The organism is Vibrio sp. Isolate34 (genome assembly GCF_022397915.1).
GTDB lineage: Bacteria > Pseudomonadota > Gammaproteobacteria > Enterobacterales > Vibrionaceae > Vibrio.
This window is the reverse complement of the sequence record NZ_JAKEUO010000006.1, coordinates 105820-128505: the sequence shown is the minus strand read 5'-3', so window position 1 is coordinate 128505 and position 22686 is coordinate 105820. Positions and strand designations below refer to the sequence as shown.

The following is a 22686-nucleotide window of genomic DNA, read 5'->3' as shown; positions in this document are numbered from 1 at the left end:
CGAGCATAGAGCCTATATCTTCATTCAGTTCAAGTACTGCCAATCGTCGACGGTTAAGTGTTTTCGAAATTCCTAGATACTATAATAGCCAGCATTAGCATTGTCTAATGTTAATTTATTAGGGTTTGCTAATTTAATGTTGAGAGCTGCATTTTAAGGGGAAGGGAAATTTAGAATGATGATTTTTGAAAGAGTGGCCACCGATGTTAAAAGTGCCTCAAGTTAAGAGGCACAGGTACATGAGAGAGTATGCTTAAAGTGAAGTCGTTGGTTAGCCTTGTTGCATATGCTCAGCTTGCGTTGGCTAGCTCAACAGAACCTGAGGTGTGCTGACTAATTGTGTTATGAAGATCTTGTTCATATAGATCTAACCAAGCGTAGCGCTCACGATATAGCTTTCGTTTCTGACGCTTAAGTGCTTCAAGATCTTTCCTTGTTGACTGGATAGGCAGAGCATAAAAACATTTGTTATGTTGCTGACCTTCGTGTTCTTCCCATAAGCTATTGTATTTCAGACTTATCTCTTTGCCTTTTTTCCCGTAGCGCGAAGCGTTGTATACATGTCCCGTTTCGTTGACTGCATAGATGTGATTAACGCCAAAACTGGTCGCCATTAATCGAAGGGTTTCGACCATGAAGGACTTAGGTCTTAAACCATAAAATGCTTTTGTGAATGAACGGCTAAACCCATTGTCATTTGCTCCGCCTTGAACGCCACCTATGTAGATATCATTGTTAAAAACAGAGAATGATATAGTGTACATTTTGTTCAACATGGAATCAGTAAGGGAGAGAGTGAGCTCACCTTCTTTTCTCGAATTTCTTTCAAAGCTCAGGTTTAGCAAGTAGGTTTGCTCGCCGATTTCTAGCTCTAGAAGATTAAGCCTCTCGTTATATATTTTATGGCGAGCTTCTGTTGTGAACTTGTCTTCGAACCAATCATAGTGCATTGATAGTATGTCGATTTTTTCTTTTTTACTGAAGTCAGTACACAAGTAAGGGGTGACAAACTTAGATAGGAAATTTGGCTGCTTTTTGAATAAGAGCTTTCTCTCTGCTGAGCTGAAGTTCTCATTCATTTTTTTAGTATCTGAATAATAAAGCAGAGCACGAGCAGCGAACTTAATTATCGCTTTGTACTTTCCCTTATTCTTATGGACATTAGCGTCAATTCCCATGCGAACTACATTCATAATCACCTCAACAAAGAAGCACAACACAAACACATCAGTGCCGCGAACCGCTTCCTTTCTTCTCACAAATAACAAGGGGGATGATGATAATGAAAAGTGTCTTTTGGGTATGTATGGGTATGTATGGGTATGTATAGCAATGTAATTGAGTCAGTTACTTAGTGCTAAGAACTTATTCAATCTTCTATTAATAATCACATCGGATTGATAGGAATAATGGGGGGGAGGAGTAGGTTAATTCTAAATAAACAATGCCACCGCAGGGTTGCAGTGGCATTTGAACGCTAACAATCTATTACTTTGCCCAAGCCTAAACTTTAGTTCTTATATAAACTATAGTTCTAACAGTTTCGCCAATTCGCGTTCTTCGAGAAGCTCTTCAATGCGTTGACGAGCCTTCGGCCCTTCGGCTTGTGCTTTCGTTGACTTGCCTGCTTTCTTACTGCGACTGGTTTTCGCTTTTTCCTTTGGCGTAGTCATCGTAACTTTCCTTGTTGTTTTGCTGTGTTAAAGGTTGCATGCCTCTTTTAAAGCTTTACCTGCTTTAAATGCTGGCGTCTTTGATGCAGAAATTTGAATCTCTTCTCCAGTTCTTGGGTTACGACCTGTGCGTGCAGCACGAGTGTTCACTTTGAAACTGCCAAATCCAAGGATGGACACATCATCACCGTTCGCAAGCGTTGTAGAAATACCTTCAACGAGAGCATTTAGCGCTGAGCCTGCTTGGTCTTTTGAGATGTCTGCAGAAGTCGCGATGTGTTCAACTAATTGAGACTTGTTCATAATCTATATTCTTTATTGAGTACGGCTGGCGTCTACCTTTAGCACCTAGCTGATGTGATCTTATCAATCGCAAATGAAATAATGTCAGTGATTGGGTAGGGCTTTGTAAAGTAACCAACAAAATCGACTATAAAAGCATCTGTCGGTTCAATCAATGGAATTCATTGATTATTATGGATTTAAAGTCAGTTACTCACGTAAACTTGAGAAAAGTGAGCTCGAATTTTAGATGTGATTCATTTGATCAATCAAAGGTAATGCCTAATAGGCGCCTTGGTGAGAGTGCAAAAACAAAAAAGCCCAGCGTATGTGCTGGGCTTTTGGTATGCGTTTTTGTACGAAATCAGTAACAGTTACTTAGTGATAAATATCTGCTCTGTTTCTAGCGATGTCATGTCACGAACCTGACGCCAGATGTAGTAGAAAATACCGAGCATCATAAGCAGGCTTGGGATAGCGATCGCTGGGTAGCTGTAAAGCGTCAGTTTACCAAGCTCTTCATTGAAAGCTGCTGTGCCTGCGGGGCTGGTTACAATCCAAGTTGCAAGGAAGTAGTTCATCGCTGATGAAAAAGCGAATGTGCTAGCGAACATGTAGTTTGATGTCATTAGGCAACGGTCAAACTTAGCTTGATTGCCAGACTGTCTTAGGCGCTCCTCAATCAAAGATATGTTCAATAGTGCAGGCGTGAAGATCACTTTTTGGATAAACGGGTAGCGAGTAAAAGTAGAGCCAAGTACCGCCAAGCCAATCAAGCCAGGGATTAGTGCTTCTTTTAGTGCTAACCAACGTGTGTCCAATTCGAAGAAACCAATGCCGCCCGTTAAAAGTACGCTGACAAAGCCAAGCGCGGCGATGAAGTTAAATTTCTTGTTGCGAATAAGCTCCATACCACCGTAGGCGATAGGGAAGGCCAATGCGACAAGCAGAGCTAAGCCAGTTCCGAGATGCTCTTCTCCACTGAACTTCATTAGGATGAATGAAGGAAGAAAGACGTTAAAAACGACTTCGAAAAGAGGGCTCGATTTTTTGTTTTCTGTATTACTCATAATTTCTAAATACATTATGTTATGGATTTATTCTCAGGGATTGTTGTTTACCTCGCCCAAGATGTAAAGCTTTAAGGCTTCATGCTGTGTAACGACATGTGACATCAACGACACCTCTGAACTTATTTGATATTTGATTTATGGCTTTGTGATCCTGAGTTTGCTGTTAACGTTGGACTTTGGTTGATCAACCTGTGCCGTTATTCTTCCCAAAAAAAGGCACCACCAACTGACTCTGTTTAATACATTCATTCAAAATTTAGAGTTTACCAGTCCCTAAATTAATGGGTGGCGATGCGTGCACTTACTCACATATATCAATAATTCAGTTCCTCATCGGTTTCTTAATTTATTTTAAAGCGTAAAATATATTCCGCTTGCAAACCGCTTTGGCAACCAATTTGTTCGCCACGGTTCTTTACTTCCAAATTATAGGTTTCCTATGTTCAAGAAACTCTCGCTTAAAAATAAACTGGCGATTTCAGCCAGTATGGCCATTATCCTGGGGGGAATTTTGGTCGAGGCATTGTCTTTTCGTGCTTCACTGCAACGATTGGATACTGAAGTTGAACAGCGTTTAGAAGGCGCATCGGCTTCGTACAACCAATATGTATCGGATTGGATCTTATCCAAAGAGCGTGCGCTTACTTCTCTTTCGAAAGAATCCAAACAAGAAAGCTTAGTGACTCACTTAAAACAGGTTCGTGATTCTGCCTCTTTTGATAATGTCTTCTTAGCATTCCCTGACGGTTCACAAAAGAACGCGAACGGAGTAGTACTTCCGCCGGGCAATGATGATCCACGTCTATGGGGTTGGTACACCAATGCGGTAGCAAACCCAAGCAAAGTATTCATGGACAACCCAACGGTGGCTGCGGCAACGGGCGCTAACGTTGTGTCGCTGGGTACTGCCATGCAATTGCATGGTCAGCAGGTTGTATTAGGTGCGGATGTAGAAATCACCGACATCCTTAACAGCCTTGAGCAAGTGATTCTTCCAGGTGAAGGTTACATGTTCATCGCGACCAATAAGGGCACGGTTTACACGCACGCTGACACCAAACTGTTGAACAAGAATATCAGCTCACTTGGGCTTGATTTTGCAGATGTACAAAAGGCGTTGGTGAGCGGTAAAGATACCTCTATCGACTTAAACGGCAGCGACTATGTTCTGTATGCGCGTGCGATTGATGGAACAAACCTGATTACCATCAGTGTGGTTAACCATGACTCTTTGGTCGCACCGCTATTTGATGCTGTGATTGGCCAAGTGTTGGTGACATTACTGGTTGTCATCGTATGTACTGTTTTGTTCAACCTACTGTGTACGATTCTATTCCGTCCGCTTAATCATGTATCTCAAGCATTGGCTCAAATCGCGAATGGTAGTGGTGATTTAACTCAACGTATTCATGTTGATAACCAAGATGAAGTGGGGGAGCTTGCTCAGAACTTCAATACGTTTGTTGGCAGTTTGCAGCAGTTGATTGGTCATATCCGTGGACAATCGGAGCAGCTAAACAGTCAGTCGGAGCAAAGTGCGCAGCGTGCAAATCGTTCTGTGGATGAGCTTAATCATCAACAACAAGAAATCACTATGGTGGCGACAGCGGTAACGGAGATGGCTTGTGCAACTCAAGAGATTGCATCACATGCCGAGCAAACCGCGAAAGCTGCACAAGACTCAGCGGCAAGTACCAATAGTGGCCACGCTCTGGTTGTCGACACTAAAGGCTCAATTAATAACTTGGCCAATGAAGTGAACGAAGCGGGCAATGTGATTAGCGAACTTAACAAGCACGCTCAAGAGATCTCAACGGTATTAGCGACAATCCAAGGCATTGCAGAGCAAACTAACTTACTTGCGTTAAATGCGGCGATTGAAGCAGCTCGTGCGGGTGAACAAGGTCGCGGTTTTGCGGTGGTAGCTGACGAAGTGCGTGTGCTTTCACAGCGTACTCACTCTTCAACGGAAGAGATCAAATCAACGATCGATATCCTGCAGCGCACAACGACCCAAGCCGTTGAGCTTATGGAGAGCAGCTCTAAACTGGCAATACATTCAGTAGAAGATGCCGACAGAGCTTCGCATGCGCTTGAAGAGATCAATACGGCAGTTGCTTTGATTAGCGATATGGCGACTCAAATCGCGACGGCTGCTGAAGAGCAAACACATGTGACGGGTGAAATTACCCAGAACGTAACGACCATTAAAGATGTTACCGACCACCTAGTTGTGGGCGCACAGGACAGCTTAACTGAGTCGAACGAACTTAAGAGCCAAGCCGCTGGTTTAAGTGACAAAGTGGCGACTTTTAAGCTTGCTTAACGGTCTTGTTCTCTGATGCCTGATCGGTGAATGAACATTAAGTAATAAGCCAAAGCGACGTAGATTACGTCGCTTTTTTTGTGTCCAAAGAACGCACTTTTGTTAGCTCGCTTCTGAAAACTCTCTAAGCGCGCTCATTGCTTCGTCTGCTTTGTCTTTCTGAACGAATATGTGGTCATGGTAATAGCCAGCAATTACGTTGGCGCTAATGCCGTATGAACCTAGCTTGGTAGCAAAAGCGGCTGTTAACCCGACCGCTTCAAGGCTTGAATGTACCGATAAAGTAATCAAGCTAAACACACCATCGAAATCGAGTTGAGCTTGGCGTGCGGCATCCTCTGCGAGCACCAAGGTTAAGCCTTCTTTTTCACGAAAGGTCGCGATTGGGTCGAGTTGAATATAGTCTGCCAACGCTCCGTCGACAGTACAGAAAACATAATTACCTTCGATGAGCTCTGGTGACATCGATTTGAGAAGAACATCTAAATCGGTAATGGCAGCCATAAATATTTCCCTAATAGTATTAACGCACTCGTTGATGCGGATTGGATAATCTAACCACGATAGAGTCGAGTGAAAGATAAGTAAAATGAATAATCCTTATCCCACATCAGCTTTGTTAATGACAAGGTTTACCTACCAACTTGTCGATTGTTCCATCTCGTTAGATAGGTGATCGATAAAGGCTCTTAACAGCGGTGTGACTTGTTTACGCGTTCCATAAACCGCGTGCACGCCCAGCGTTTTCGGTTTCCATTCAGAGAGTAGAGGAACCAATAGCCCGTTTTCAATTAAGCCTTCCACCGAAGGAAACGGCAGTAAGCAGATACCGTTGCCTTTGAGTGTGGCAGAAAGCAGAACCTCAGACGTATTCGCACTGATGTTCCCTTTGATCGGCACTGATTCCAATCCATTCGGGCCATTAAACGTCCATGCGGTTTTACCAAAGTAACTGAATGACAAACAGTTGTGGTGTGCTAAATCTTGCGCTTCTTTGGGTGTGTCTTTCTCTTTGAGATATTGAGGCGACGCGCAAATCACTGAGCGACATTCACCAAGCTGCTTCGCGACAATATTGGGTGTCAGTTCGTTAGTGATACGAATTGCCAAATCGATTCGTGATTCAACAAGGTTGACTGTTTGATCGGTAGAGACGATATCAATCGAAACCTCGGGCCATTTGTCGATGAAGCGGCTGATCACGTCCATTAAGAAACTGTCGACAATGGAATAACTCGCGGTAATACGCAGTTGTCCTTTTAAATGCTCGCGGCTTTGATTTCTGATACCTGCTAACGATGCTTCAAGAGCAAGCAATTCTCTCGCGACTTCAAGCGTCTCTTTCCCCGCGCTTGTTAAGCTCAAGCTTCGAGTGGTTCTATGAAGTAGGCGAGTGTCCATCCAGTTTTCGAGTTCACCCAAATAGCGCGTGACTTTGGTTCGAGAAAGCTCAAGGTGCTCGGCTGCTGCACTCAAACTGCCACGCTCAACGATGGTGACAAAGACATTCATTGCCTCAAGTTTATCCATTGTTCTTATTACCCAAATGTTTTTTGAATCTAATCGTTGCCAGAAAATGAGTATATGTCCGAAAACCGCAACAGTGAAAGTCAATTTGATGTCTATTTCATCGAATTACAATCAAATAAGATATTTGCACACTCAATGAGTTGGCAGGCGTTCAGCTCCGAATAATGGAATAAAACTATGAATAAGTTATCTAAAAACCTTTTATCAAGAACCGCGCTTTTAGGAACAATGAGTTTAGGAACTGTGCTAGCTACATCGGGTGTTGTCTCTGCTGCCGAGCTAAACATCACTCATTACAATCCAGGTGAAAACGCGATATTCCCAGCAACCTCTGTGCTGGTTTCGGGAGAGAAAGAAGTGATTCTGTTTGATGCACAATTTAGTGTCGCAGACGGGCAAAAGCTGGTGGAGCAAATCAAAGCGACTGGCAAAGAGTTATCGATGATTTATATCAGCAGCGGTGACCCAGATTTCTACTTTGGCTTAGAACCGATTGTGGCGGCATTTCCAAACGTCGAGATTGTTGCTAGTGAAGCGGTTGTTGCACATATCAAGCGCACTAAAGATGCCAAGCTCGAATATTGGGGGCCAATTTTAGAAGACAACGCGCCGTCTAAAGTCATTGTGCCAACCGTTCTTAACGACACCACGCTAAGTATTGAAGGTGAAACTATCGAGGTGAGAGAAATCAACACACACCAAGCTTACTTATGGGTGCCGTCTGAGAAAACCGTGTTTGGTGGTGTGTCGGTTTATAGTGGCGTGCATGTATGGATGGCAGATACCGCATCGAAAGAGATTCGTAGCCAGTGGTCACAATCACTAGAGCGCATGAAAGCACTTAAGCCTGAGGTGGTGATTCCAGGTCACTACTTAGGTGAAATGCCAACGGGTACAAATGGCGTTCAATTTACATTGGATTACGTTGCTGACATCGAAGATGCGCTGGTAGGTACAAGTAAGCCAACGTCTGTTGATATCAGTGATTACATGAAGAAAACATACCCACAATTTAAGGCGACGGAAGGCGATCTAGAGCTGGGTGCCAAAGTGTTAAGTGGTGAGATGGAATGGCACTAAGTTGGTTATCTTGGTTGTGTCTCAGAAAAGCTTGAAGATTATGTGCTAGATTTAAATTGATACACAACTGGAGATATCGATGATCTGGCTTTCGGTGAAAGTACTACAGATTGGACTTGTCTATGGATACAGGAAGTATCAAAAAACAAAAAGAGCGCCTATTTAGGGGCTCTTTTTTTATGTATTAGCAGCGTGTGGAAAGAAAACTCGCCATTGTCCGGTTTAATAGTCAGTATCTAAAATGACTTTAAAATGTCACATCATCAATAAGCGAGCTTATGTTGAAAATAGACCCCATTACTCCTCACATCGGTGCTCGTATCCATGGAATCGAACTCGCTACATGCAGTGCGACTGAACTTGATGAGATTTATCAGGCGCTTCTAACTCATCAAGTGATTTTTCTGGATGAGCAAACCCTTTCGTCAGAACAACATTTGATGATTGCACAACGATTTGGGCAACTCGAACCGGCACATCCGTTTTTCCCTCGCGTCGAGCATGTACCTCAGGTGAGTGTGATAGAAACAACGCGTGGTAATGCCCCGATGGAAAGCTATTGGCATACGGACCTAACTTGGCGTGAATTACCGTCGAAAGCTTCTCTGTTGCATGCTCAGCATCTGCCTAATGTGGGAGGGGACACGATTTGGTGTTCGATGACGGCTGTATTTGATTCGTTAGATGAAGATATGAAAGCAAAGCTGAGAGGCTTATCGGCCACTCATTCGCTGGTGGCGTTTGAAGGTATAGATTCGGATCAGATTGGGCTTGAGTGGCATAAGTCATTAATCAAAACTGCTCGGGAAAACCCGCCAGTCGTTCACTCTGTTGTTCAAGTTCACCCAGAAACAGGTAAAGAAACGCTCTATATCAATGAGCAGTTTACGCGTTACATCAATGAGCTTGAGCGACAAGAGAGCGACGCTTTACTCAGTCAGCTATTTGAAATAGCGCGCCGCCCTGAATTTCAAGCTCGTTTCAAATGGGGCAAAGGCTCAATGGCGATCTGGGATAACAGGGTAACGCAGCATTACGCGGTGATAGATTACGGCGATACGCCAAGGAAAATGCACAGAGTGACGGTGACCTAGCTTACGTAAGTTTAGGGTAAATTCAGGCTAAGCTGAATGCGACTAAATATTTTGACTCATCGATTAATGTGATTTACTTACTAACATCTACCTGCCGATACGCTAGCTTTATGTGTCACAGATAACAAGAAATGAAATCACTATTAGGCCTCGTATTAACGAGGTCTTCATGTATTTGGCTGCAGGGTTTAAACAGATTAAATGCAAAAGCGTGTATATATTTGATTGAAACCTCACTGCTGACAGGGGATGTGTAATATAATCGGCGCCTAAGTATAAGAATTAAACCATAGAACCAGTAAACGTTAGGGCTTAGAGAACAAAGTATTTCGTATGAACGCTATTCGCAAAGTTTATCAATACGCAGAACCTAATCTCACCCTTGTGGGTTGGATGGGCTTTGTCGGCTTTCCCATTTACTACGTTGTGTGGGAATTTTTGTTCCCTCAACCTTATGAAAACCTACCGCTGCGTCTAGCGTGTTCGGTACTGTTCTTAGGCATTATTTTCCGTAATCGTGTTCCATTTGAATGGCGCAAATACCTTCCGGCTTATTATCAAGTTGCGGTAACCCTCTGCTTGCCGTGTTTCTTCTTTTATATGCTGCTGATGAACAATTGGTCCAACGTTTGGGTCATGTCTTTTATGTCAGCTATATTCCTGCATATTTTGTTGGTGCACGTCACTAAGGTCATGTTCGCTCAAACTTTTGCTGGAATCGGCATTGCGACGTTATGTGCTTGGGTGGCACAAGGTTTCTACCTAGAAATTACAATGGACTGGACACATGTGCCCATCTTCTTGTTTATTTACTTGTTCGGTAACTTGTTCTATTTCCGTAATCAGGTGGAACATGAAAATAAGGTATCACTGGCGAAGTCTTTTGGTGCCGGTATTGCTCACGAGATGCGAAACCCTTTAAGTGGTTTATTAACGTCTATTGATGTCATGCAATCCATACTGCCGAACCCTAAAAGTGGTGACCACAAGGGGCAATATGCGCTGAGCAATGAAGACGTTATCCAGTTGCGAGAAGTGGGTGATGAAGCGATGGAGATCATCCACTCAGGTAACGAAACGATTGATTTGTTATTGACGTCAATTGATGAAAATCGTGTATCCCGATCGACCTTTAAAAAGCATTCGGCGCAAGCGGTTGTTGAGGATTCGATTGCCAGCTTCAACTACAAACGCGCAGCCGATAAATCGGCAATCTCTCTAGACGTACAAAGCGGCTTTGACTTCTTAGGCAGCGATACCTTGTTGAAGTACGTCATGTACAACCTGTTCAAGAACGCATTCCACCATCGCAGCCCTGAAGATTTCCATATTCATGTCACGATGTGCAGTGATGAAGTCACCAATCAAATCATGGTGACGGATAACGGTTCTGGCATATCAAGTGATGTGATTCGACGCATTTTCCAAGATTTTTACACCACGGGCCAATCGGGTAATTACGGACTGGGTTTGCCATTTTGTAAGAAGGTGATGCGTTCGTTTGGTGGTGAGATTAAGTGTCAGTCAGAAGTGGAACAATGGACTCAGTTTACGATGACGTTCCCATTTTTGGCTTCAAACACAGTGAAAGAGATCAAGAGTGAGCTCACTAAGCTCAAGACTGTGTTGATGGTAAGCGACCAGAAGGTTCTGACCAGTAAAATGACCGAGATATCGCGTTTTATGGGTTTCGACCTCGCCATCTTAGATGTCGCATCCGCCCTAAAAAATAAGGAATACCAGTTCGAATTCGATCTGATCTTTGTTGATATGGAGAGCTTGGACTTACGAGCCAGTTGCCTAGAGAGGATTGAATCACTGCTTTCGTTCACTGAAGCGCGAATCATTTACTTGTATGAGCATCATCCTATTAAGCGTGTCCGAAACGTTGCTTTCGAGCCTATTTGGGTGGAAACGCAAGTTTGGCTGCTTAATACTAAAGCGACCATCGACCGCTTACTTTTCGATTCCAATTACGTGATACCAGCGGCGCCTACAAAACCGCTAGAGGCCACGAATAAGCGAACGATTATGGTGGTGGATGACAACGAATCTTTGCGCCGTTTTACTGCGATGTTACTGGAAAAGCAGGGTTTTGATGTTGTGCAGAAAGAAGATGGCCAACAAGCGTTAGACGCGTTGGATTGCGACGAGATCGACTTGATTCTCATGGATATCGAAATGCCCATCATGGATGGTGTGGAAGCTTCTCGACGAATTCGAAGTGCCAATAAAGCGTACTCTTCGGTGCCAATCATTGCTCACACTGGCGACAGCTCACCCGTCACTTTAGAGAAAATGGAATCGTCAGGCATGTCAGATTTTATCGTCAAACCGGCAGATAAAAACCGCCTGTTCGATAAGATTGCTCACTGGATTTAGTGAATGCCATAGGTTGAAGAACACGACTATTTTGTCAGCGAACAAAGACACAAGAAAGAGCTCAGCAAAATGCTGGGCTCTTTTTGTTTAGCGACATGATAGCGTCCATTCAGTCCTGCCGTTTGTGTTAGTTATAGATTTGGCAGAGTTATACGAATTCTAACTCTGGGTGATGGTACGCGTCATGACAAACCGTGAGTACATGGTCAATGTCTCGTGGAGTCATGTCTGCATTTACTGAAAATCGGATGATGTTCTTATTCTTACCCGTCGCTGGACGGCAGAACACTGCGCCGAACACATCTCGCTCTTCAAGGAAATCGCGTACTCGCTCTGTATTTCTCTCATTGCCGCACTCCAGCGCAACGATTTGAGATTCGCTACGGATGTTAAAGCCGATCCGTTTTAGACCCGTAATAAGCGATTGTGCTCGCTTAAACAGGGCTTCTCGTTTGTCATCTGCACCTTTAATCACCTCCAATGTTTTCTCTAAACGAATCACTTCTTGCGGCAACACGGTTGAGCTAAAAATCGCAGGGTAAGCGACAAACGGCAAGGTTGCCGATAGCTGTTTAGGACCGAGGATTGCGCCTGCGCGATAAGCGAAGGTTTTGGCTAGGCTGACGGTGATAAAGTCGACTTGGTCAGTGAGCCCTAGAGCTTGCACTAAGCCTGCCCCTTTTTCACCGTGTGTCCCTAAGGAGTGCGATTCATCGACGATAACAGCGCAATCAAACTCTTGCGCCATTTCGTAGATGTCGCGGAGCGGGGCAATGGTACCGATGGTGCTGTAAACCGAGTCGACCACAATCACACCAGAACCATGACGTTCCAGTTGTTTACGTAAGTGACTCATATTGTTATGCATAAATGGATGAGCTGCCGCACTCGCCGCGCGAATGCCTTCCCATAGCGACATATGTGCAAAGAAGTCGATATACACAGGCGTCCTTGGCGGACAGATCGTTTGAAGCAACCCAATATTGGCTGCCCAACCAGACTGAGAAAGCAGGCAGCTTTCCATTCCAACATAGTTGGCGAGTTCGGTTTCAAACGCTGGTTTAGACTCTGCATCTTGTAAGAAAATCGCAGACATCACCACATTGTCGTCGTGGTCGCTGATCGCCGCTTGGTGAGTTTGTTGGATTGCTTTGTTGTGCGACAAAGCCAAATAATCATTGCTCTGCATGACAACGGAGTCGCGCGATGGACGTTTACCCAACACCAAGTGTTTTTGGCTTTGGTTCTGGGTTATTAGGTCTTGAATATAAAAGCTCAAGCGTTCTTCAATAAAGGAAGGTAATGGTTTGTTTTTGGTTTTATCACTCATAATAGTTCTCTTCAAATACAGGATAACGCCAGCGCTGACGGCTGTATATTGAAGATAAAAAGTGATGTGTCATTAGCCAAGTTGCATAATTTTGTGGGTGCTTGCAAACTCAGCATTTAAGGGTTTTGAGGCGAAGGGATTTCCTTACGGTAACGAGCTTTAACCCAATTCTAATCAGAATAATAAGCGCCTCTTTTATAACAAATAGCGATGAAGGGCTAAGAATCAAAACTGTGTTAATAGGCCTACCCAACCACATTGTTTGGTTACTTTATGTATGACGAAGTATTGTCTGTCGCTCAAGTGGTTCCTTGGAATTATCTGATGCTTGCTCGTTAAGTCTTCTGGAGAAATAGGCGCATTGTTGTTATGTTATATCGTAACATCAATGCGAGTGCGACTTGCACTTTCGATACTTGGAAATCAATTACATGGATAACATCAATCAAGTCTTACTGGTTGCCGGAACACACGGTAACGAGCTTTCTGGAATCTACCTAAACAAACTCATTAAAGAGCGCATGTATGCCGCCGATCGTTCGACATTCTCTGCGAATTCAGTTATCGCAAACCCTAAAGCGGTAGAGCAGAACGTGCGATACCTTGATACGGACCTAAACCGTCAGTTTTCTAATGCTAACCACGACGACACTGCCGGTTTAGCTGAGTACACAGTGGCGCGGCAGTTTATAGACAGACACGCAAGCACAGAGCAACAACTGATTGTGGATTTGCACAACACAACCAGCAATATGGGGGCTACATTAATCTTGCTTTCCAATGATGCTTTCTATCAAAAAATGGGCGCGTATGTGAAACAACGAATGCCGGAAGCTAATATTCTGTTTGAAGATAGAAAGCCTTGGGATGAGCAGCCTTACCTTTGTACTGTCGGGAAGTGTGGAGTGATGATTGAAGTTGGCGCTCAGGCGCATGGCTCACTGAAGTTCGATACTCTCAAACTGATGAAGCAGATGCTGACCATGGTTCTTGATTACGTGGAGAAGCACAACCTCAAGCAAGTACAAGCGTTAGAAGACTACGATGCCTTTTTCTATGTTGAAGAGGTGAATGTTCCGCTTGGTCCAGACGGTATGCGCGTTGCTACTGTGCACCCAGCGATCTGTGGTCGAGACTTCGAGGTAGTGAAGCAGGGGGAGCCAATACTTGCAACTTTCTTTGGCTATGACATCTATTGGGAGCGCGAACGAGATATCTATCCGCATTTCATTAATGAAAGTGCTTATGCTAAAGCCAACATTGCGATGGCACTGGCCGAGAAACGCTTGGTCTCAGTGAACTAGCGTTTGAACCTATAATGGATTGATTAAAAAGCCCTATGAATGCAGTAATTCATAGGGCTTTGATTTTAGGAGACTGAAGAGTTAACCAGTTCTGGTTATATCTGACACGCCAACAATTGGTTTTCTAGGTCGCTGTCGATGCTATAACCAATGACTTCTATTCTGGTTTCATTGCACTCATCTAACTCACACTCTGTTAGGCCATCTTCCGTTAGGTTGTAACCAAAGATTCCGCTTTGAGTGATGAACACCGCTTTCATTCGTTCGGCTTTGAGTCCGACTAATACCTTAAGCAATTGCTGACGGTCGAACAGTTTGTCAGCCGCGAATCGCCAACCAATACTTTTAAACCCTTCACCTTGGTTGCTCGCCTTTATCATACCGCTCTCTGGCATCGGTAATTCTGAAGCAAGTGGTTTGTCTTGTTTATGATGATGGTGATGATGGTGATGATGGTGCCCATGAGCTTGATGATGGTAAAAGTTTGTGTCTCCATCAAACTCACCGAAAGGGATCTTACCGTGATGAGCAAATATGAGTTTGGTGTCTGGGTGGCAAACCTGTGCAACGTACTCGGCAAGCTTTTCGGCATCCCCCTTGTTATAAAGGTCTACTTTATTGCCGACGATCGTATCCGCAATGGTAATTTGCTGATTGAAGGTATCGTGTTCAGAGTAGCGTGTGTCAGACAGCTTGCGAGCATCTACCAAGGTGATGTTCTTTTTCTGTCGTGATGTGCAGCACATGAAGTTGACTGTTGTGTTTTTTAGCTAGCTCAATCGCATAAGAAGAAGAGGCATAACAAGCTTTGTCGTCTCTTAGAATGGGGTGATCTTCAATCGTGAAAACCGCTTTCTCTTTTCTTAATTGTTCTTGGTTTTTGGCGATAACAGGCCCGCTTTCACAATGGGTGACAATCAGGACGGGAGAATCACGGAATATGGCATCGAGTGCTTGAGGATCTTCAACCAACAAGTTGCCCTTTGAAGCGCCCATAAACACCTTTACACCACAGTGTTTAGTTGGGTCGAGACGTTTAATTTGTTCGAGGTTGTCTTCGGTCGCTCCGAGATAAAATGAGTAATTCGCTAGCGAGCTTTGTGATGCAATATCAAACTTTTTCTCTAAGGCTTCAATGGTTGTTGTTGCAGGGTTTACGTTTGGCATCTCCATATAGCTGGTAATACCGCCTGCGACCGCAGCTCGTGACTCAGTGGCGATTGAGCCTTTGTGTGTTAAACCCGGCTCACGAAAGTGAACTTGGTCATCAATCATTCCAGGAATTAGGTAACAGCCTTGCGCGTCAATGACCTCATCGTTTGGGCTTGGTGAAATGTGGTTTGCGATCTTTTCGATTCGCTGGTCGACGACCAATACATCTGTTTCGGTGACGATGCCTTCGTTAACCACGCGGGCATTCTTTATGAGCGTTGCAGACATAGCGTTTCACTTTCTCCTTGTTGATGGGGCTAATACTGTTGAGAGTGTTTAAGAGAGTAGGAGCATCATTGAGTGGAAGCGGACTCATTTTGGTTCGCACATTCGTCGCACACACAGCTTATCTCTAACTGAGGGCTAACAACGGTGAAGCCTTCTTGTTTAGCATGAGATTGAAGGTCACGAATAATGGCAGGGTGGATGGTTTGCTCGCTGATCTTGTCGCACTTGGAGCAGATCAAAAATTGGGGGATGCCATGTTCATGTTCGCAAAGAATATGGTCGCAAAGTATGAACTTGTTGGAGACTTTCAGTTTATGCGCCAAGTGGTGCTCTTCTAGGAACTCCAACACTCGATAAACCGACATCGCCTGAACATTCTGATCAAAGTGCTCTTTACAGTAATCGACAATTTCATAGGCAGACAGTGCTTTGTCAGCGTGTACCAACGCACGCAATATCAACAGCCTCTTTGCCGTAAACTGTTTGCCATTGGTTTTGCAGCCTTGTTTTACATGCTTAATGATCGCTTCGACGTCTCTCATTCAATCCACTAAATTAAAAATAATATAGAGATGTTATAACATAACAATTTGAGCGGTGAAACGTACTTTTGATTTTGTTAGTACTAAGTGTGACTACTATTAGTTTTAAATGAAGTAAGGAAGCGCGACGTTTTTAAGATTGGAAACGGAGGTTCAGCTGGGCAATACCGTTTTAAAACGTCGACGAGCGCGGCACATATCTCAGTTCGATATTGACCCAATCGAATTAAATGCTGAAATGATACGAATCTCATATTTAATAACGCTTATTTAGTAACCTCTGTTGAGTTCGATATCAAATCAAGTAGCTGATTTTATTGGGTATCGGAGAAAAGTCTCAGAAATTAATATTTAGAAAACTAAAGTTTTAAATATTGGTTAAGTTGGCTTGGTTGGAATATAACTCTGTTTGATGGCTGTGAAGTAGAGGTTTTTTAGCTATATGTGTGAATTTAGGAGCGAGTTATCTTTCTGATTTGAAAGAATAATTCAATAGTTCAGATAAAAAAGTTGGCGAAAATCAGAAGCTTGGCATACACTTTCCTTGTAAATGACCTTATCTCATTGATTGAATAGGGTAAATGCTTTGGCGCTACTGGCGATGGTAGCAATGTTTAACATAGCTTTGAGGAAAGTTTTATGGCACTCACGAAGGCCGATTTGGCTGAGAACCTGTTTGAGACACTCGGATACAGCAAGCGGGATGCCAAGGAAACGGTGGAAGTGTTTTTCGAAGAAGTTCGTAAAGCGCTCGAAAATGGCGAACAGGTAAAACTGTCTGGTTTTGGTAATTTTGATCTTCGCGAGAAAAACGAGCGACCTGGTCGTAACCCGAAAACTGGTGAAGACATTCCAATTTCTGCTCGACGTGTTGTTACTTTTAGACCGGGACAAAAATTAAAGGCCCGTGTCGAGAATATTAAAATCGAGAAGTAGCCAAGCAATAGACCACGCCTAGCGTGGTCTTTTTGTATGTGACGTTTAATTTTAAACTGAATTAAACGGTTCACTTTATTCTTATCTCTATCTCTATCTCGTCTATATTTCTAGAGCTATAAGCCGATAGATTTACTTTGAGCTTTTCGGCTGGCCACGCTGCCTCACTCATCTCCTGAATGCAATATCGCCAAAAAGAAAGGGCTCCAAATTAATGCAGCCCTTTGATTAGATATTACGCTCGTTATGCCGCTTTAATATGAGTCGTAATGTACGGCTGCCATGCTTGTTGGTATAGCTCTAAAGATTGACGTCTTAGGCTATTGATTTGCGCCGCTTCGATGTCGTTGATTGGGCGTTTTTCTGCAATTGCGTGACGCTCAATGCCTTGGATGATTTCGTATAGTTCGTGCTCTGGGCCACTTTTCACATCAGCAATCGCTTTCAAGTGAAGTTGAACTTCAGCAATGATGTTGGTTTTAGGCAAACGAACTAACAGGTTAAGGTCACGGTAGCCAGAATCAGCAGGTGACTTAAACTTGTTTTTCAATTTCACAACGTCCGCTTCACGGCTTAGTGATTCATACACTTCAACCAAGCTCTCTACGTCGTTTGCGATAATCGTTGCACGAGCTAAGTCGGTAATTCTTGTTACGTCGCCATCAAGCTCAAGGTCAATTTTCTCTTCTGCACGAGCTTGAGATTTAACACCTGCGAACAGGGCTTCTGAATTGGTTAGTAGGGCAGTACTTTTACAGATAGTTTCTAGCTCAGCTTGTGCTTGGTGAGCTTTGCTGTAAAGGATGTCGAAATCGGTATAAGGCTGAGTCGGACGTGAGTCGAATGCTTTAATGCCATATAGACCGCTTAGGCTATGGCGGAATACGTTTGATGAAACTTGGTTTTGCGCTGGAGTGCGCGATTGATCAGTTGAACTCGTTGAAACAGGTGCTGCTGCGAATGCAGGCGCTCGGCTCAATACTAGAAGCATTAGGGCCGTCGTACGGAGAAATACACTCATTCAAACTCCAAAATACAAGGTTACAAAAACGGGTAGTCAAAAGGGGTAACCAGTAACGCATAAGAGTAAAAACAGCTTAACTAAACTCACTACATATTAAATGGGGCTAGCTAAGGCAGAAACCAACTCTAACGTTTAATATTGCTTTAAAATGTGAACATATAGACAAATAATTCAAGCGTTTGTTCCCGAATTTTAAGAACTTTGAACTCGGCCAGTTTCTGATTTTATTGAAACCAATTTGGAACTTTAAACCAAGCGAAGGTTGCTCTTACCTCTCTATACTGTACCCTTGCATTATGACTGTTTAACATGAACGAAAGATGAATAATCCTGAATTTTGGCACAATAAATGGGCAGCCAACCAAATTGGTTTCCACCTTGAAGATGTAAACCCACTTCTGATTGAATTTTGGAAAAAAACCGACCCTAGCTACGAGAAGAGTGTGTTTGTACCACTTTGTGGCAAAAGCGAAGATCTGATTTGGTTAGCGTCTAAGCATGAAGAGGTTCAAGGGGTTGAGCTTAGCCAGATCGCGGTACGCGCATTTTTCTCAGAGCATTTTTACACGCCGACTGTGACTCAAATTAATGGTCAGCATGAGCTTTACCAATTCGATGAACTGAGTGTTTACACGGGTGACTACTTCACCGCACCTATTCAGCCTGTCGACATTATTTATGACCGCGCTTCTTTAGTGGCATTGCCTGAAGAGATGCGAGTGCAGTATGTCGAGCGTTTGAAACAATTACTGAAACCGGGCGGTAAGATCCTTCTGGTGACGCTGGATTATGATCAAAGCGAAATGGCAGGGCCTCCGTTTAGTGTACCTAAGCTAGAAATCGATCAGTTGTTCGCAGGTTATAAGATCACACTGTTGAATCAGGACATCGCAGACGATGAACATCCTAAGATTGCGAAGAAAGGGTTGTCTCGCTTCTGTGAAGAAGTGTATTTGATTGAGTCAGACGCTTAAGTTCAGTCTGCTTAGTTAAGCCTACAGATAACACCAACAAAAAGACGGGCTCGATAGCCCGTCTTTTTTATTGTTCAGATTTGAACTCGCGATTGTTCAGAGTTGAGTAGCGGACTAGTAAATCACTTTTACTTTTGAAGCGCTTTCAATGGCGGCTTCAATTGCTGTTTCTGTGCTATTGCGACGAGTTAGCGCCACACCAAGACGACGGCGACCATCAATGTCAGGCTTACCAAACAGACGAACCTGCGTTTGTGGTGCGTCTAGCGCTTCTGTAAGGCCTTCAAAGCGGATATTCGTTGATGTGCCTTGGCCAAGGATTACCGCAGAGGCACAAGGGCCATACTGAGTAATTGATTTGATCGGCATACCTGTAAATGCGCGTACGTGTAGTGCAAATTCCGATGAGTCTTGAGACATCAGAGTCACTAAGCCAGTATCGTGTGGGCGAGGGGAGACTTCATTGAAGATTACGTGGTCGCCTTTAACGAACAGTTCAACACCAAAGATGCCGTGACCGCCTAGTGCGTTAACCACTTGCTCTGCCGTGTATTGCGCCGCTTTCAGTGCGTTGTCAGACATGACCTGTGGCTGCCATGATTCACGGTAATCACCGTCTTCTTGGCGGTGACCGATTGGCGCACAGAAATGAACACCGTCGACTGCACGAACGGTTAGAAGAGTGATTTCGTAATCAAAGTCGATGAAGCCTTCAACGATCACACGACCCGCGCCAGTACGACCGCCTTCTTGTGCGTAGTCCCAAGATTTCTGGATATCTTCTTCGGTTCTGATAACGCTTTGGCCTTTGCCTGAAGAACTCATTACTGGCTTAACAACGCAAGGCATACCCACGAACTCAACAGCAGCGGCGAAGTCTTCGAAGGTGTCTGCAAAGCGGTAAGGTGAAGTGCTTAGTTTCAACTCTTCTGCGGCTAAACGGCGAATTCCTTCACGGTTCATCGTTAGCTTGGTTGCATTCGCCGTTGGAACAACATTTAAGCCTTGTGCTTCAAGTTCAACTAACTTGCTTGTGGCAATAGCTTCAATTTCAGGAACCACATAATCTGGTTTTTCTAGCTCAATGATAGCTTGAAGAGCATCACCATCTAACATGTCTAATACATGGCTACGATGTGCAACTTGCATTGCTGGTGCGTCTGCATAACGGTCACAAGCAATAACTTCTAAACCTAAACGTTGGCACTCGATAGCAACTTCTTTTCCTAGTTCACCTGAACCTAATAGAAGTACACGAGTAGCATTTTCGCGAGTAGCATTACCAAACATAGAAATTCCTTCCGATCTTTTGAACGATTGATTGAAAACGGGGTGATCATACTTATTTAAACGACAAAAGCAAACGTTTGCGCAACTTGTGGCGTTAATTACAAGCATAAAAAAAGCAGCCCCGTTTAATAGGGCTGCTTATTTGAATTTTTGTTAACTAGATGTACTTAGATTGCTAAGTAAGTCACTGGAATGTCGGGATTAATCGCTTCTAATGTAGATTGCGTATCCGCTAGGTGACTGATGTTACCTTCAGCGATTTCAACCAATGCTGCACTTTCAATTTGTTCAAAGTCGAAGCCCGCAAGTTTTAGTTGAATCAACGCAACTTGTAGCGGTGGCAGGCTAGGGTTGAATGCTGCGTTTTCAGCGTAAGCACCAGTAAAGATCTCACCAGTTGTTAGCTGAAGTGACACACCACTCAAATTTTTGGTGTATGGCGCATGGCTGCGGTTAAGCGCTGCTAATGCTTCTACAACAATAGGGGTGGTCTCTTCCGTCGTGTACTTATGATCAAGCTTAGTCATTAGCCCAGTCGTCACACCTAAATCAGCAGGGCCGAAAGAGTCTGGCAGGTATTCTTGTAGTGACATCTCATCGCGTTGCGGAAGCTGAACTTTAAGCTCTTTCGCTGTAGTCAACTCATTCATAAACTGACGACAGTGACCACAAGGACTGAAGTTGATGGTGATATCTGAGATGCCTTGCTCGCCTTTCATCCATGCATGGCTGATTGCAGATTGCTCAGCGTGTACTGTTTGGCCAAGTTGTGCGCCAGCGATCTCAAGGTTTGCACCAAAGTACAAAGTACCAGACAAACCACGCACGATTGCACCAACGTAAAAGTCAGATAATGGAGCGTATGAATACGCAGCAGCAAAAGGAAGTAGTGCGATACGTAGTTCGTCATCTGCTAAACCACTTGCTTGAAGCAGGCTAGAGAACTGTTCTGGAGACAATGTCGCGTCAAAGTTGTCTGCTAATACGATGTCACTCAAAAGCACTTTCATTGATGATGGAGCACTTTCCAGCGCCAGGGTAATACGACTGTTCATGTTGAATCCTTAATTGACCTTAGGCTTTAAGTTTATGCAATGCTCAGGAATTTTCTGTGATAAAGATCGCTATTGAATTGTTGTTGTTACATTGGTTTGCATAATTAGAGTGAGGTCACACTTGAAATCGATTACAAGAGCCATTTATACAGCTGATATCGCACTTATTGCTCGTAAAAGACCGTGACTTGACAGCTATTGCTGAATAAAGGCGAATAAAAAGCCCAAACAGACACTGTAATAAACAGCATTCTGGTTGGGCTGAATCGCGTAGTGATCGTTTAGGTTAAGAATAAAACCAAATCACAACTGAAAACACGCTAGGTGCAATGATTGAGGTGATAACGCCACAGAGCACCAAAGCCAACGAACTGAATGCGGCATCTTCTTGGTTCTTTTCCGCACAAGTCGCGGTGCCCAAAGCGTGAGAAACCGTACCCATGGTTAAACCTCTGGCGATTGGGCTCTTAATACCAATCAGATTATAGATAGGATAGGCAAAAATCGCCCCGAATAGACCTACTATCAAAACCAGTATTGCGGCAATGGCTGCTTCACCACCTAAATGGCTCGATACTTCCATCGCGATCGGCGTCGTCACTGATTTACCTAACAGGCTCGCAATCAAACTAAGGTCGGCTTTAAACGCAACCGCAATGATTGCCGTTGTGGTCATCGACATCACACTGCCTAAGGTGCAGGCAAAGGTAATAATGCGCCAGTTAGCTCGAATTTGAGGCAATTGCTCGTAAAGAGGGTAAGCAAGAGCCACAACCGCAGGTTGAAGCATGTAAGTGATCCAAGTGTTGTCTGCGTAGTAAGTCTCGAAAGGCACTTTGAAGAACAACAGAATGGGAATAATGATGCCAATGCTGATCAATAACGGGTTACACAGTGGTGAGTTCACTTTTTGGCTTACCCAGCGAGCAAACAGGAACACCACGATGGTCAGTAGAATCCACATGATTATTTACCTCTCGAAAGCAAGCGGTCTAAGAACCATGATAAAGACACCAATACGATGAGCGTGCCGCCAACGGCACTGGCCATGATTGGCAATGCATTGGCAATAAGCATATCGAAGTGATCCATTAACCCAACACTGATTGGGACAAACAATAAGATCATCAAACGAATAATCAGACTGGCACCGGGTTGTACCCAGTGTGATGGAACAATACCTATCACCATGGCAGTAAACAGAATCAACATGCCAAAAATACTGCCTGGAATTGAGGTCTCTAGATATTGTTGTAACGCGTTGCCTGCAGTGAGAGCACCTATGATTAAGGTGAAGGAGATTAAGCAGTAAACGAGTTTGATCAATCTTTCTTTCAAAGTGTCACATCTC

Annotated in this window: 20 protein-coding genes and 2 pseudogenes; 7 read left to right on the top strand and 15 right to left on the bottom strand. The window is 43.9% G+C overall.

Translation table 11 applies throughout. The annotated features are described in order from the left end of the window. Positions 1 to 290 precede the first annotated feature (290 nt). From L1D22_RS08880 to L1D22_RS08865, 4 genes are all read right to left on the bottom strand, one after another. Complete coding sequence (locus L1D22_RS08880; protein WP_239829462.1) at positions 291 to 1193, bottom strand: VirK/YbjX family protein; 903 nt, start codon at positions 1191 to 1193, stop codon at positions 291 to 293. 333 nt (positions 1194 to 1526) lie between these two features. Then, positions 1527 to 1673, bottom strand: coding sequence for a hypothetical protein (locus L1D22_RS08875; protein ID WP_017632874.1), 147 nt, complete (start codon positions 1671 to 1673; stop codon positions 1527 to 1529). Positions 1674 to 1700: 27 nt separating this feature from the next. Continuing rightward, positions 1701 to 1976 (bottom strand): HU family DNA-binding protein, encoded by a 276-nt coding sequence (locus tag L1D22_RS08870; RefSeq protein ID WP_017632873.1) that lies wholly within the window; start codon positions 1974 to 1976, stop codon positions 1701 to 1703. A 353-nt stretch (positions 1977 to 2329) separates the two neighbouring features. Continuing rightward, positions 2330 to 3025 carry a VC0807 family protein gene (locus tag L1D22_RS08865; protein ID WP_239829461.1) on the bottom strand — a complete coding sequence of 232 codons (696 nt, stop codon included), beginning with the start codon at positions 3023 to 3025 and terminating at the stop codon, positions 2330 to 2332. Positions 3026 to 3467: 442 nt separating this feature from the next. On the opposite strand from L1D22_RS08865, the gene L1D22_RS08860 reads away from it, so the two are divergent. Then, a complete protein-coding gene (locus tag L1D22_RS08860) occupies positions 3468 to 5354 on the top strand; it encodes a methyl-accepting chemotaxis protein (RefSeq protein WP_239829460.1) in 1887 nt (628 codons plus the stop codon). A gap of 102 nt (positions 5355 to 5456) precedes the next feature. Here the strand turns inward: L1D22_RS08860 and L1D22_RS08855 are convergent, their stop codons facing one another. Next, positions 5457 to 5858, bottom strand: coding sequence for an ACT domain-containing protein (locus L1D22_RS08855; RefSeq protein WP_176681415.1), 402 nt, complete (start codon positions 5856 to 5858; stop codon positions 5457 to 5459). A gap of 132 nt (positions 5859 to 5990) precedes the next feature. Further along, the gene (locus tag L1D22_RS08850) at positions 5991 to 6884 is read right to left on the bottom strand and encodes a LysR family transcriptional regulator (protein ID WP_239829459.1); all 894 of its coding nucleotides are present in this window, start codon (positions 6882 to 6884) and stop codon (positions 5991 to 5993) included. 177 nt (positions 6885 to 7061) lie between these two features. Between L1D22_RS08850 and L1D22_RS08845 the strand changes: the two genes are divergently transcribed. From L1D22_RS08845 to L1D22_RS08835, 3 genes are all read left to right on the top strand, one after another. Continuing rightward, on the top strand, positions 7062 to 7964 hold the full coding sequence (locus L1D22_RS08845; RefSeq protein ID WP_239829458.1) for a Vmh family MBL fold metallo-hydrolase: 903 nt from the start codon (positions 7062 to 7064) through the stop codon (positions 7962 to 7964). A 278-nt stretch (positions 7965 to 8242) separates the two neighbouring features. After that, complete coding sequence (locus tag L1D22_RS08840) at positions 8243 to 9058, top strand: TauD/TfdA family dioxygenase (protein WP_239829457.1); 816 nt, start codon at positions 8243 to 8245, stop codon at positions 9056 to 9058. 333 nt (positions 9059 to 9391) lie between these two features. Next, the gene (locus tag L1D22_RS08835; RefSeq protein WP_239829456.1) at positions 9392 to 11440 is read left to right on the top strand and encodes a hybrid sensor histidine kinase/response regulator; all 2049 of its coding nucleotides are present in this window, start codon (positions 9392 to 9394) and stop codon (positions 11438 to 11440) included. Between the two features lie 148 nt (positions 11441 to 11588). On the opposite strand, the gene cqsA is transcribed toward L1D22_RS08835, so the two are convergent. After that, complete coding sequence (cqsA, locus tag L1D22_RS08830) at positions 11589 to 12770, bottom strand: alpha-hydroxyketone-type quorum-sensing autoinducer synthase (RefSeq protein ID WP_239829455.1); 1182 nt, start codon at positions 12768 to 12770, stop codon at positions 11589 to 11591. Positions 12771 to 13201: 431 nt separating this feature from the next. Between cqsA and L1D22_RS08825 the strand changes: the two genes are divergently transcribed. Further along, complete coding sequence (locus L1D22_RS08825; RefSeq protein WP_239829454.1) at positions 13202 to 14074, top strand: aspartoacylase; 873 nt, start codon at positions 13202 to 13204, stop codon at positions 14072 to 14074. Between the two features lie 95 nt (positions 14075 to 14169). Here L1D22_RS08825 and L1D22_RS08820 read toward each other — a convergent pair. The 3 genes and pseudogenes from L1D22_RS08820 to L1D22_RS08810 all read right to left on the bottom strand — a co-directional run. Beyond that, positions 14170 to 14796 (bottom strand): annotated as a pseudogene (locus L1D22_RS08820) (GTP-binding protein); the annotation flags it as partial. After that, positions 14792 to 15514: pseudogene (locus tag L1D22_RS08815) on the bottom strand (dihydroorotase); the annotation flags it as partial. The pseudogenes L1D22_RS08820 and L1D22_RS08815, both read right to left, overlap by 5 nt. A 65-nt stretch (positions 15515 to 15579) precedes the next feature. Then, positions 15580 to 16056, bottom strand: a complete 477-nt coding sequence (locus tag L1D22_RS08810) for a transcriptional repressor (protein WP_239829453.1) — start codon at positions 16054 to 16056, stop codon at positions 15580 to 15582. A gap of 639 nt (positions 16057 to 16695) precedes the next feature. Here L1D22_RS08810 and ihfA point away from each other — a divergent pair. Continuing rightward, positions 16696 to 16992: an integration host factor subunit alpha gene (gene ihfA / locus L1D22_RS08805; protein WP_004734853.1), complete on the top strand. Its 297-nt coding sequence runs from the start codon at positions 16696 to 16698 to the stop codon at positions 16990 to 16992. Positions 16993 to 17236: 244 nt separating this feature from the next. On the opposite strand, the gene L1D22_RS08800 is transcribed toward ihfA, so the two are convergent. Continuing rightward, positions 17237 to 18013 (bottom strand): RelA/SpoT domain-containing protein, encoded by a 777-nt coding sequence (locus L1D22_RS08800; RefSeq protein ID WP_055318633.1) that lies wholly within the window; start codon positions 18011 to 18013, stop codon positions 17237 to 17239. Between the two features lie 323 nt (positions 18014 to 18336). On the opposite strand from L1D22_RS08800, the gene L1D22_RS08795 reads away from it, so the two are divergent. Then, positions 18337 to 18990 carry a thiopurine S-methyltransferase gene (locus tag L1D22_RS08795; protein WP_239829452.1) on the top strand — a complete coding sequence of 218 codons (654 nt, stop codon included), beginning with the start codon at positions 18337 to 18339 and terminating at the stop codon, positions 18988 to 18990. A 114-nt stretch (positions 18991 to 19104) separates the two neighbouring features. Here L1D22_RS08795 and purT read toward each other — a convergent pair whose 3' ends face one another. From purT to L1D22_RS08775, 4 genes are all read right to left on the bottom strand, one after another. Then, positions 19105 to 20280: a formate-dependent phosphoribosylglycinamide formyltransferase gene (purT, locus tag L1D22_RS08790; RefSeq protein ID WP_239829451.1), complete on the bottom strand. Its 1176-nt coding sequence runs from the start codon at positions 20278 to 20280 to the stop codon at positions 19105 to 19107. A gap of 167 nt (positions 20281 to 20447) precedes the next feature. Next, positions 20448 to 21335 (bottom strand): cytidine deaminase, encoded by an 888-nt coding sequence (cdd, locus tag L1D22_RS08785; RefSeq protein WP_239829450.1) that lies wholly within the window; start codon positions 21333 to 21335, stop codon positions 20448 to 20450. A gap of 286 nt (positions 21336 to 21621) precedes the next feature. Next, positions 21622 to 22299 carry an LrgB family protein gene (locus L1D22_RS08780; protein WP_017629975.1) on the bottom strand — a complete coding sequence of 226 codons (678 nt, stop codon included), beginning with the start codon at positions 22297 to 22299 and terminating at the stop codon, positions 21622 to 21624. A gap of 2 nt (positions 22300 to 22301) precedes the next feature. Further along, positions 22302 to 22673: a CidA/LrgA family protein gene (locus tag L1D22_RS08775; protein ID WP_017080643.1), complete on the bottom strand. Its 372-nt coding sequence runs from the start codon at positions 22671 to 22673 to the stop codon at positions 22302 to 22304. Positions 22674 to 22686: the final 13 nt, after the last annotated feature.

Coding starts and splice junctions, on each gene's coding strand:
- L1D22_RS08825 (WP_239829454.1), top strand. CDS start 13,202: ATGGATAACATCAATCAAGTCTTACTGGTTGCCGGAACACACGGTAAC.
- purT (WP_239829451.1), bottom strand. CDS start 20,280: ATGTTTGGTAATGCTACTCGCGAAAATGCTACTCGTGTACTTCTATTA.
- ihfA (WP_004734853.1), top strand. CDS start 16,696: ATGGCACTCACGAAGGCCGATTTGGCTGAGAACCTGTTTGAGACACTC.
- L1D22_RS08795 (WP_239829452.1), top strand. CDS start 18,337: ATGAATAATCCTGAATTTTGGCACAATAAATGGGCAGCCAACCAAATT.
- L1D22_RS08860 (WP_239829460.1), top strand. CDS start 3,468: ATGTTCAAGAAACTCTCGCTTAAAAATAAACTGGCGATTTCAGCCAGT.
- L1D22_RS08845 (WP_239829458.1), top strand. CDS start 7,062: ATGAATAAGTTATCTAAAAACCTTTTATCAAGAACCGCGCTTTTAGGA.
- L1D22_RS08840 (WP_239829457.1), top strand. CDS start 8,243: ATGTTGAAAATAGACCCCATTACTCCTCACATCGGTGCTCGTATCCAT.
- cdd (WP_239829450.1), bottom strand. CDS start 21,335: ATGAACAGTCGTATTACCCTGGCGCTGGAAAGTGCTCCATCATCAATG.
- L1D22_RS08780 (WP_017629975.1), bottom strand. CDS start 22,299: ATGTGGATTCTACTGACCATCGTGGTGTTCCTGTTTGCTCGCTGGGTA.
- L1D22_RS08875 (WP_017632874.1), bottom strand. CDS start 1,673: ATGACTACGCCAAAGGAAAAAGCGAAAACCAGTCGCAGTAAGAAAGCA.
- L1D22_RS08800 (WP_055318633.1), bottom strand. CDS start 18,013: ATGAGTGTATTTCTCCGTACGACGGCCCTAATGCTTCTAGTATTGAGC.
- L1D22_RS08855 (WP_176681415.1), bottom strand. CDS start 5,858: ATGGCTGCCATTACCGATTTAGATGTTCTTCTCAAATCGATGTCACCA.
- L1D22_RS08810 (WP_239829453.1), bottom strand. CDS start 16,056: ATGAGAGACGTCGAAGCGATCATTAAGCATGTAAAACAAGGCTGCAAA.
- L1D22_RS08880 (WP_239829462.1), bottom strand. CDS start 1,193: ATGAATGTAGTTCGCATGGGAATTGACGCTAATGTCCATAAGAATAAG.
- L1D22_RS08865 (WP_239829461.1), bottom strand. CDS start 3,025: ATGAGTAATACAGAAAACAAAAAATCGAGCCCTCTTTTCGAAGTCGTT.
- L1D22_RS08870 (WP_017632873.1), bottom strand. CDS start 1,976: ATGAACAAGTCTCAATTAGTTGAACACATCGCGACTTCTGCAGACATC.
- L1D22_RS08850 (WP_239829459.1), bottom strand. CDS start 6,884: ATGGATAAACTTGAGGCAATGAATGTCTTTGTCACCATCGTTGAGCGT.
- cqsA (WP_239829455.1), bottom strand. CDS start 12,770: ATGAGTGATAAAACCAAAAACAAACCATTACCTTCCTTTATTGAAGAA.
- L1D22_RS08835 (WP_239829456.1), top strand. CDS start 9,392: ATGAACGCTATTCGCAAAGTTTATCAATACGCAGAACCTAATCTCACC.